Origin of the sequence: Methylibium sp. (assembly GCF_013817345.1) — a bacterium.
Classification (GTDB): domain Bacteria; phylum Pseudomonadota; class Gammaproteobacteria; order Burkholderiales; family Burkholderiaceae_C; genus Methylibium.
Genome location: NZ_JACDCW010000058.1, coordinates 18758 through 27463, shown reverse-complemented (window position 1 = coordinate 27463; position 8706 = coordinate 18758). Strand labels below are relative to the sequence as shown.

Here is an 8706-nt window from a genome sequence, read left to right as displayed (position 1 = left end):
GCGGTGCGCCTTGTGCGGCGGCGAGCAGCGCAGGGCTTGCGGGCAGCGCGCGCAGCGCGCTTCGTGGACTGACTCGTCGCGGCTGTTTGAGCGCAGTGAGCGCAGCGAACGAAGCGAGTTCCGCGACGGCCCACAAGCCCGAGCAGCGCAGCGCAGTCGGCCCACAGGGCCGACCGCCGCACCGGCGCGCCGCCGCACACCCGCCCACGGCTTTGCTCCTGCCAAAAGTTCGCACAGCGGCCCCCCGAACGTCCGCAACGGGCCGATTGCCAACCCGTGCGGGGCTCGATCGATCACAACATTCCTAGCCGATCGAACGCAACTTGGTAGGAGACTTCAGATGCTGCGCGCCTGCCGCAGCGTGCCCATGCGGTCGACGCTGCGCACCTGCACCGTGCGGCGTTCGCCTTGCCGCTGCACTTCCAGGAGCACGCTGCGCTCGGGCCTGCCGCCGCTCCACAGGCGCTTGTAGAAAGTCTCCAGACCGGCCACCGCCTCGCCGTCGATGGCGGTGATCAGGTCGCCTGGCTCCAGCCCTGCTTGCTCGGCCGGGCTGTCGGGGTTGATCTTCACGATCCGCACGACGCCCTGCCGCTCTTCGCAGTTCACTCCGAGCCACGCGCGGTGGCTGGCGCGCGTGCTGCCGCGCTCGCGCAGCTCGCCGATGATGGGAGCGAGCAGGTCGACCGGCACGAACATGTTGCCCGGCCCGGTCTCGTGCTCGCCAGGTGTGTCCATGACCAGCAGCGAGCCGATGCCCAGCAGTTCGCCGCGCGCGTTGAAGAGGCCGGCGCCGCTGTGATCCGTGCGCGGCGGGCGCGTGAAGAGGGCCGTGTCGATGTGGTATTCCCAGTAGCCGGAAAACGCGCGCCGCGCGGAGAGCCGCGCCACGCTCACCGCACCTTCGTTCCCGCCGCTCACGAGCAACAGCGACTCGTCTGTGCTGACCCCCGTGTCGCTCGCCAAGGGGACCGCCGGCACTTCGATCGGCACCAGGGCTTGCAACAGCCCGAAACCCGAGGCCAGATCCATGCCGAGCACGCGGGCCGGCACGCGCTTGCCGCTGTCGAGCAGCAGGCTCACCTCGTCGGCTTCGAGCAGCAGGTAGCCGATGGTCAGTACCTCGCCGTCGTCGCCGATGACCACGCCCGAGCCGCTGCGCTGGCGCCCGAGGGTTTCGCTCGACGGAGCCTCTGCGACGGCCTTGACTTCGATGCCGACGACCGAATTGCTGGCGCGCTGCAGAGCGAGCGCCTGGCTGTGGGAAGCGGCGGCCTGGCGATGCGTGGCCGCGCTGCCGGGTTCTGCTGCGGCGACGCCCGGCGTTGTGAGAGCCATGCCGAGCAGCATCGCGGCCAGCGCCATCACCGGCCGGTGATGGCTGAAGCGCAGGCGCTGGAGATCAGCGTCCAGAGCCTGCAGCGTCGGGGTGCGGGTAACGGGCGTTGCGTCCATGACAGGCCTTTTGCGCGTTGTGTGAACGCGTGTGCCACAGCATGAACCGCCATGCCGCCCGAGCGGGCGACGGGGACTTTGCGGAGAGTGAGACCCGCCGCAGGCGTCGTCAGCGGCGGCGCCGGCCAAACGGCGGCTGGCCGCGCCAGTAACGGATCATCACGAAGCCGCCGACCATGCCGCCGAGGTGCGCGAAGTGCGCCACGCCGCCGGCCGGGCTGTACACGCCGAGTGCGAGTTCGATGGCGCCGAAGAGGATCACGAAGTTGCGCGCCTTCATCGGGATCGGCGGGAACAGCGGCATGATGATGCGGTTGGGAAACAGCATGCCGAAAGCCAGCAGCAGGCCGAACAGACCGCCGGAGGCTCCCACGGTGGGATAGGGCGAGCCGAGCAGCGCGGCGACCAGCAGTTGCGCCACGGCCGCCGCGAGCACGCTGGCGCCGTAGAACTGCAGGTAGCGGCGGGTGCCCCACAGCCGCTCGAGCTCGGCGCCAAACATCCACAAGCCGAGCATGTTGAAGAACAGGTGGCCAATCGAGCCGTGCAGGAAGCTGTAGGTGCCCACCTGCCACGGGAGAAAGTTGCCACCCAGCGGCCAGAGTGCGAACAACTGCAGGAACCAGGGGCCCACAAACTGCGCAAGGCAGAACACCCCGACGTTGATCAGTAGCAGGGCCTGGGTGATCGGAGGCAGCGGCGGCATGGCAAGGTGTTTTGAGTCGCGAAGGACGCGCACTCGGGGAGAAGTCCCCGGATGAAGGGCGGCGTGATGCGGGGTGGTGCCTCGGGACGGACTCGAACCGTCACTCCTTGCGGAACGGGATTTTGAGTCCCGCGCGTCTACCGATTTCGCCACCGAGGCCAGTGTGCTGAGTGGTCGAGATTCTGCCATGGGGCCTCTTTCCTGCTGCGACAATCGCCCCAGAAAGGCCTGCCCATGCCCCGCTACCCGACCCTCGAAGACACCATCGGCGCCACGCCCCTGGTGCGGCTCGTGCGACTGCCCGGCATCGCGAACGAACAGCGCGGCAACATCGTTCTCGGCAAGCTCGAAGGCAACAATCCGGCCGGCTCGGTGAAGGACCGTGCGGCCATCAGCATGATCCGCCGCGCCGAGGAGCGCGGCGAGATCAAGCCCGGCGACACGCTCATCGAGGCGACATCGGGCAACACCGGCATCGCACTGGCCATGGCAGCGGCGATCCGCGGCTACCGCATGCTGCTGGTCATGCCCGAAGACCTGAGCATCGAACGCGCGCAGTCCATGAAGGCTTTCGGCGCGCAGTTGATCCTCACGCCCAAGGCGGGTGGCATGGAGTACGCGCGCGACCTCGCCGAAAAGCTGCAAAGCGAAGGCAAGGGTCGGGTGCTCGACCAATTCGCCAACTTCGACAACCCGCGCATCCATTACGAAACCACGGGCCCTGAAATCTGGCGCGACACCGAGGGCCGCATCACGCATTTCGTGAGCGCGATGGGCACCACGGGCACGATCACCGGCGTGTCCAGGTATCTGAAGGAGCAGAACCCCGCGGTGCGCATCGTCGGTGCGCAACCGAGCGAGGGCTCGCGCATCCCGGGCATCCGCAAATGGCCCGAGGCTTACCTGCCCAAGATCTACGAGCCGAGCCGGGTCGATGAAACCATCAACGTGAGCCAGTCGGACGCCGAAGAGATGGCGCGTCGGCTCGCGCGCGAGGAAGGCCTCTTCGCCGGCATTTCGGCGGCGGGCGCGTGCTGGGCCGCCTTGCAGGTGGCGCAGACGGTCGAGAACGCGACCATCGTCTTCGTGGTCTGCGACCGCGGCGACCGTTATCTTTCCACCGGCGTGTTCCCCGCCTGAGCGCTGGCTGCGCGTGCGCGGCATCGAGCCGCAATGGCTGGGCGTCGCGGCACGACTCGAAGCCTAGAATCGCCGGGGAGATCACAGCACGGGGCCGCCAGCATGGAAGCGAACAAGGAAATCGACACGCGCGGCCTCAATTGCCCGCTGCCCATCCTCAAGGCCAAGAAGGCGCTGGCCGACATGACGAGCGGCCAGACTCTGAAAATCGTGGCCACGGACCCTGGCTCGGTGCGCGACTTCCAGGCCTTCGCGCGCCAGACGGGCAACGAGCTGGTCGAGCAGCAGACGGCGGGCAACGAGTACATCCACTGGCTGCGGCGCCGATGAGGCCGATGCCGGCTCTAAAAGCACAAAGCCACCGCGGAGGTGGCTTTGTGCTTTTGGGGCCGAGGCTGCTCGTGCCGCGCGGGCCGGCTCAGATGTCCAGCGTCTGGAGGTACTCGCGAAAGCTCGCGCTGACCTCCGGATGCGCCAGCGCCAGTTCCACGTTGGCCTGCAGGAAACCTTCCTTGCTGCCGCAGTCGTAGCGCTTGCCTTCGTAGCGGTAGGCGAACACCTTCTGGCGCCGCAGCAGCCCGGCGATGCCGTCGGTGAGCTGGATCTCGCCGCCCACGCCGCGCGGCTGGGCGCGGATTTCGGAGAACACGTCGGGCATGAGGATGTAGCGACCGGCCACGCCGAGCAGCGAGGGTGCGTCTTCGGGCGCGGGCTTCTCGACGATGGCGGTGATGTCCATCATGCGGTCGTTGACCGGCGTGCCGTCGACGATACCGTAGCGCCGGGTCTGATCAGCCGGCACTTCCTGCACGGCGATGATCGAGGCGCGCCATTCCTCGAACTGTTCGACCATCTGCTTGAGGATCGGCGTGGTGCCGACCATCAGGTCGTCCGCCAGCAGCACCGCGAAAGGCTCGTTGCGCACCAGCCGCTCCGAGCACAGCACCGCATGTCCCAGACCCATCATCTTGGCCTGCCGCACGTAGACGCACTCCATGTCGTCGGGCTTGACCTGATGCACCAGCGCCAGCAGTTCGGCCTTGCCGGCGGCTTCGAGTTCCATCTCCAGCTCGTAAGCCATGTCGAAATGGTCTTCGATCGGACGCTTGCTGCGGCCGGTGACGAAAATCATTTCGCGAATGCCGGCGGCGTACGCCTCCTCGACCGCGTACTGGATCAGCGGCTTGTCGACCACCGGCAGCATTTCCTTGGGCTGGGCCTTGGTGGCCGGCAGGAAGCGGGTGCCAAGCCCGGCCACGGGGAAGATCGCTTTGTTGATCAGCATTTACTTACAATCGTCCGGCAATGGAAACGTGATCGATTCTGTCACGCCCTTTTCGACGCAAGAACGCCCGCTGCCCGTTAGCGTAAGCCAGCGCACATGTGCGGCTCACACTGGAGTCCGATGGACCTTTTGATTGCCGAGCCGATGGAAGCCGAAGTGCTGCAGTGGCTGCAGGCTCGGCATCGCGTTCGCTATGCGCCGGAGCTGGCCCGCGATCCACGCGCGTTCCGGCAAACTCTTTTCAACGTGCGAACGGCGATGCTGCCGCCTTCCTTGCGCGTGGATGAAGAAACGCTGTCGTTTGCGCCGATGTTGCGGGCGGTCGGGCGTATCGGCTCGGGGCTGGAGAACATCGACATCGATGCCTGTGCCCGGGCCGGTGTGGAGCTGGTGCGCGGCAATGCATCCACTGCGCCGGCCGAGGCCGAATTCCTGGTGGGCGCGTTGATCGCCCTGTTGCGTCCCGGCATGCTGGCTGGCCGCGAAGGCGGTGGCCGCGAGCTGGCCAGCGCCACTGTGGGTTTGGTCGGTCTGGCGCCGGCAGCCCGCTCGCTCGCGGCCTTGCTGAGCGGGTTCGGCTCGCGCCTGATCGGCTATGAGCCGACCCTGCATGCCACCGATGCCCTGTGGGGGCGCTGGCGCGTCGAGCCGATCGGCTTGCGCGAGCTGCTGGAAACGGCCGATGCTGTGTGCGTGCAGCTGCCTTTCTACAGCCGCTACCAGGGCCTGCTCGGTGATCGCTATCTGCCGCACGGCAAGCCCGGGCAGGTGCTGGTCAGCACCTCGCATTCGGCCCTGTTCGACGAATCGGCGCTGGCGAAGGTGCTGCGCAGCGGGCGACTGGCCGGTGCATGGCTCGACAGCGTCTCGCCCGGTCTGCTCGACGAAGGCCGGCCGCTGCACGGCGTGGCCAACCTTCACACCACATCGCGGCTCGCCGGCTACACGCAGGAGTCGCGTGTGCGCAGCGTGTGGGCCGTTGCGCAGCGCCTCGACGAGGTGCTGAGCCAGACTCCGCCGGTGGCGCGAGAATCTCGCGCTCCGGTGCCGCCGCTCAACGGGCCGGTGTCGATGCCGGGGCCGCTAGGCAGTGCAGACGACGATCCGGATTCGCTCGTTGGCAACGACGAGGACGATGCCGGCGGCGGCGTGGTGATCGACATGCCCGAGGTGCGCGAACTGCGCGACGCCGAGCTCAGCCCACACGAGCGCGCTGCTCGCGCAGACGCTGCAGCGTCGCGCTGAAGTCGGTCAGGCGCGCACGCTCCTGCGCAACCACGACCTCGGGCGCGCGGGCAATGAAGCCCGCGTTGCCGAGCTTGGCGAGTGCCCTGACGATTTCCGCTTCCAGCCGAAGCATCTCCTTGTCGAGCCGCTCGCGTTCGGCGGCGACATCGATCTCCACGTGCAGCGCCATTCTCAGTTCGCCGAGCACGACGACCGCGGCTGCTGCGCTGGCCTGCGCGAAGTCGGCCTCGCTGGAAAGCACGCGCACCTCGCTGAGCTTGGCCAGCGTTTTGATCAGCGGCGCGGCCTGTTCGATGAACGCAGCGTCACCGCAAGTCAGCAGCGGCACGCGTGCGGCGGGTGAGAGGCTCATCTCGCTGCGCAGCGCACGGCAGGCGCCGACCGCCTGCTTGAGCCGACCGACCCAGGCATCCGCTCGTGCATCGACGCGTTGGAGTTCGGCCTGCGGATACGGAGCCGTGGCGATCGAGGCCTCGCTGCCCGCGGTTTTGCGCTCGGCAACGGGTGCCACCACCTGCCAGAGCTCCTCGGTGATGAAGGGCGTGATCGGGTGCAGCAGCCGCAGCACCGTTTCCAGCACGCGGATCAGCGTGCGGCGCGTGGCGCGCTGCGTTGAATCGTCACCGATGGCGATCTGTACCTTGGCGATCTCCAGGTACCAGTCGCAGTACTCCTCCCACACGAACTGGTAGATCGCGCTGGCCACGTTGTCGAGGCGGAACTCGGCGAAGCCCTTCTCCACCCCGGCTTCGACGCGCTGCACCTCGCCCGTGATCCAGCGGTCCGCCTCGGAGAAGTGCAGGTAGCCGCCGGGAACGCACTCCTCGGCACCGTGCGGCTTGAAGCCGCAGTCCTGCCCTTCGCAGTTCATCAGCACGAAGCGCGTCGCGTTCCAGAGCTTGTTGCAGAAGTTGCGGTAGCCCTCGCAGCGCTTGGTGTCGAAATTGATGTTGCGGCCCAGGCTGGCGTAGCTGGCCATCGTGAAGCGCAGGGCGTCGGCGCCGTAGGCCGGCATGCCGCCCGGATGCTCCTTCTTCACGCGCGCGGCGACCTTGGGTGCGGTCTCCGGCTTGCGCAGGCCGGTGGTCGATTTCTTCACCAGCGTGTCAATGTCCACGCCCTGGATCAGATCGACCGGATCGAGCACGTTGCCCTCGGACTTGCTCATCTTCTTGCCCTCGGCATCGCGCACCATGCCGTGGATGTAGACGGTCTTGAAGGGCACCTTGCCGGTGAAGTGCGCCGTCATCATGATCATGCGGGCGACCCAGAAGAAGATGATCTCGTAGCCGGTGACAAGCACGCTCGAAGGCAGGAAGAGATCGAGCTCCTTCGTCTGCTTGGGCCAGCCAAGCGAAGAGAAGGGCACCAGGGCCGATGAGTACCAGGTGTCGAGCACGTCGGGGTCGCGCGTGAGGGCGCCGTGGTAGCCGGCGGCCTCTGCCTTGGCGCGCGCCTCTTCCTCGCTGCGAGCGACGAAGAGCTCGCCGGCCTCGCCGTACCACGCGGGAATCTGATGGCCCCACCAGAGCTGGCGCGAGATGCACCAGTCCTGGATGTTGTTCATCCACTGGTCGAAGGTGTTGACCCAGTTTTCGGGGACGAACTTCACGTCACCCGAGGCCACCGCATCGATCGCCTTGCGCGCGATGCTCTTGCCGTCGGGGCCGGCCTTGCTCACCGCGACGAACCACTGGTCGGTGAGCATCGGCTCGATCACCTGGCCGGTGCGTGCGCAGCGGGGCACCATCAGCTTGTGCTTCTTAACCTCGACCAGGAAACCTTGCGCCTCGAGGTCGGCGACGACGCGCTTGCGCGCGACGAAGCGGTCCAGTCCGCGGTAGGCCGTCGGAGCGTTGTCGTTGACGGTCGCGTCGAGGTTCAGGATGCCGATCAGCGGCAGGCCGTGGCGCTGGCCGACCGCATAGTCGTTGACGTCGTGTGCGGGCGTGACCTTGACGACCCCGGTACCGAAGGTGCGGTCCACGTAGGCGTCGGCGATCACCGGAATCTCGCGCTCGCATAGCGGCAGCATGACGGTCTTGCCGATCAGCGCGGCGTAGCGCTCGTCCTCGGGGTGCACCATCACCGCGGTGTCGCCGAGCATCGTCTCGGGCCGCGTGGTCGCCACCACGACTTCGCCCGAGCCATGGGCGAGCGGATAGCGGATGTGCCACAGGAAGCCGTCTTCTTCCTCGCTCTCCACCTCGAGGTCGGACACCGCCGACTTCAGCACCGGGTCCCAGCTCACCATGCGCTTGCCGCGGTAGATGAGGCCCTGCTCGTAGAGCTGCACGAAAGTGTCGGTCACCACCGGCGAGAGCTTCTCGTCCATGGTGAAGTACTCGTGCGCCCAGTCCACGCTGGCACCCACGCGGCGCATCTGCTCGGTGATGGTGGAGCCCGACTGCTCCTTCCACTCCCACACCTTGGCGACGAAGTTTTCGCGGCCGAGATCGTGGCGGCTCACGCCCTGCTGCTGCAACTGCCGCTCGACGACGATCTGCGTGGCGATGCCGGCATGGTCGGTGCCGGGCACCCACAGCGTGTTGTGGCCGAGCATGCGATGCCAGCGTGTAAGCGCATCCATGATCGTCTGGTTGAACGCGTGGCCCATGTGCAGCACGCCCGTCACATTGGGTGGCGGCAGCTGGATGCTGAAGGAGGGCTTGCCGGTATCGAGCGTCGGCGTGAACAGGCCGCGCGCTTCCCACAGAGGTGCCCATTTAGCCTCGATCGGGCCGGGTTCGAAGGACTTGGCGAGTTCGGTCATGGCGGGCTTCGCAAAAACGAAACGGCGCCCAGGGGGCGCCGTTTCCGCAGGGTCGAAGAGAGCATTCTACGGGGGCGTCGGTTACCAGACGCATGAGCG

At 67.1% G+C, this 8706-nt stretch carries 7 protein-coding genes and 1 tRNA gene; 3 read left to right on the top strand and 5 right to left on the bottom strand.

What is annotated here, in order from left to right; translation table 11 throughout:
• Positions 1-336: 336 nt before the first annotated feature.
• From H0W40_RS12170 to H0W40_RS12160, 3 genes are all read right to left on the bottom strand, one after another.
• Positions 337-1455, bottom strand: coding sequence for a S1C family serine protease (locus H0W40_RS12170; protein ID WP_292446492.1), 1119 nt, complete (start codon positions 1453-1455; stop codon positions 337-339).
• A 109-nt stretch (positions 1456-1564) separates the two neighbouring features.
• On the bottom strand, positions 1565-2161 hold the full coding sequence (locus H0W40_RS12165) for a rhomboid family intramembrane serine protease (protein WP_292446490.1): 597 nt from the start codon (positions 2159-2161) through the stop codon (positions 1565-1567).
• A gap of 74 nt (positions 2162-2235) precedes the next feature.
• Positions 2236-2320: transfer RNA gene (locus H0W40_RS12160), tRNA-Leu, on the bottom strand.
• A 75-nt stretch (positions 2321-2395) separates the two neighbouring features.
• Here H0W40_RS12160 and cysM point away from each other — a divergent pair.
• A complete protein-coding gene (gene cysM / locus H0W40_RS12155) occupies positions 2396-3301 on the top strand; it encodes a cysteine synthase CysM (RefSeq protein WP_292446489.1) in 906 nt (301 codons plus the stop codon).
• 102 nt (positions 3302-3403) lie between these two features.
• Entirely contained in the window at positions 3404-3631 is a 228-nt protein-coding gene (locus H0W40_RS12150; RefSeq protein WP_292446487.1) for a sulfurtransferase TusA family protein, read from the top strand.
• Between the two features lie 88 nt (positions 3632-3719).
• Here H0W40_RS12150 and galU read toward each other — a convergent pair whose 3' ends face one another.
• A complete protein-coding gene (gene galU, locus H0W40_RS12145; protein WP_292446485.1) occupies positions 3720-4586 on the bottom strand; it encodes a UTP--glucose-1-phosphate uridylyltransferase GalU in 867 nt (288 codons plus the stop codon).
• 120 nt (positions 4587-4706) lie between these two features.
• Between galU and H0W40_RS12140 the strand changes: the two genes are divergently transcribed.
• Positions 4707-5831, top strand: coding sequence for an NAD(P)-dependent oxidoreductase (locus H0W40_RS12140; protein WP_292446483.1), 1125 nt, complete (start codon positions 4707-4709; stop codon positions 5829-5831).
• Here H0W40_RS12140 and H0W40_RS12135 read toward each other — a convergent pair.
• Positions 5782-8607 (bottom strand): valine--tRNA ligase, encoded by a 2826-nt coding sequence (locus tag H0W40_RS12135; RefSeq protein ID WP_292446482.1) that lies wholly within the window; start codon positions 8605-8607, stop codon positions 5782-5784. The genes H0W40_RS12140 and H0W40_RS12135 overlap by 50 nt on opposite strands.
• Between the last annotated feature and the right edge of the window lie 99 nt (positions 8608-8706).

What these genes read in the sequence shown, in the direction of transcription:
- cysM (WP_292446489.1), top strand. Translation starts at nt 2,396, where the DNA reads ATGCCCCGCTACCCGACCCTCGAAGACACCATCGGCGCCACGCCCCTG.
- H0W40_RS12135 (WP_292446482.1), bottom strand. Translation starts at nt 8,607, where the DNA reads ATGACCGAACTCGCCAAGTCCTTCGAACCCGGCCCGATCGAGGCTAAA.
- H0W40_RS12165 (WP_292446490.1), bottom strand. Translation starts at nt 2,161, where the DNA reads ATGCCGCCGCTGCCTCCGATCACCCAGGCCCTGCTACTGATCAACGTC.
- H0W40_RS12150 (WP_292446487.1), top strand. Translation starts at nt 3,404, where the DNA reads ATGGAAGCGAACAAGGAAATCGACACGCGCGGCCTCAATTGCCCGCTG.
- H0W40_RS12140 (WP_292446483.1), top strand. Translation starts at nt 4,707, where the DNA reads ATGGACCTTTTGATTGCCGAGCCGATGGAAGCCGAAGTGCTGCAGTGG.
- H0W40_RS12170 (WP_292446492.1), bottom strand. Translation starts at nt 1,455, where the DNA reads ATGGACGCAACGCCCGTTACCCGCACCCCGACGCTGCAGGCTCTGGAC.
- galU (WP_292446485.1), bottom strand. Translation starts at nt 4,586, where the DNA reads ATGCTGATCAACAAAGCGATCTTCCCCGTGGCCGGGCTTGGCACCCGC.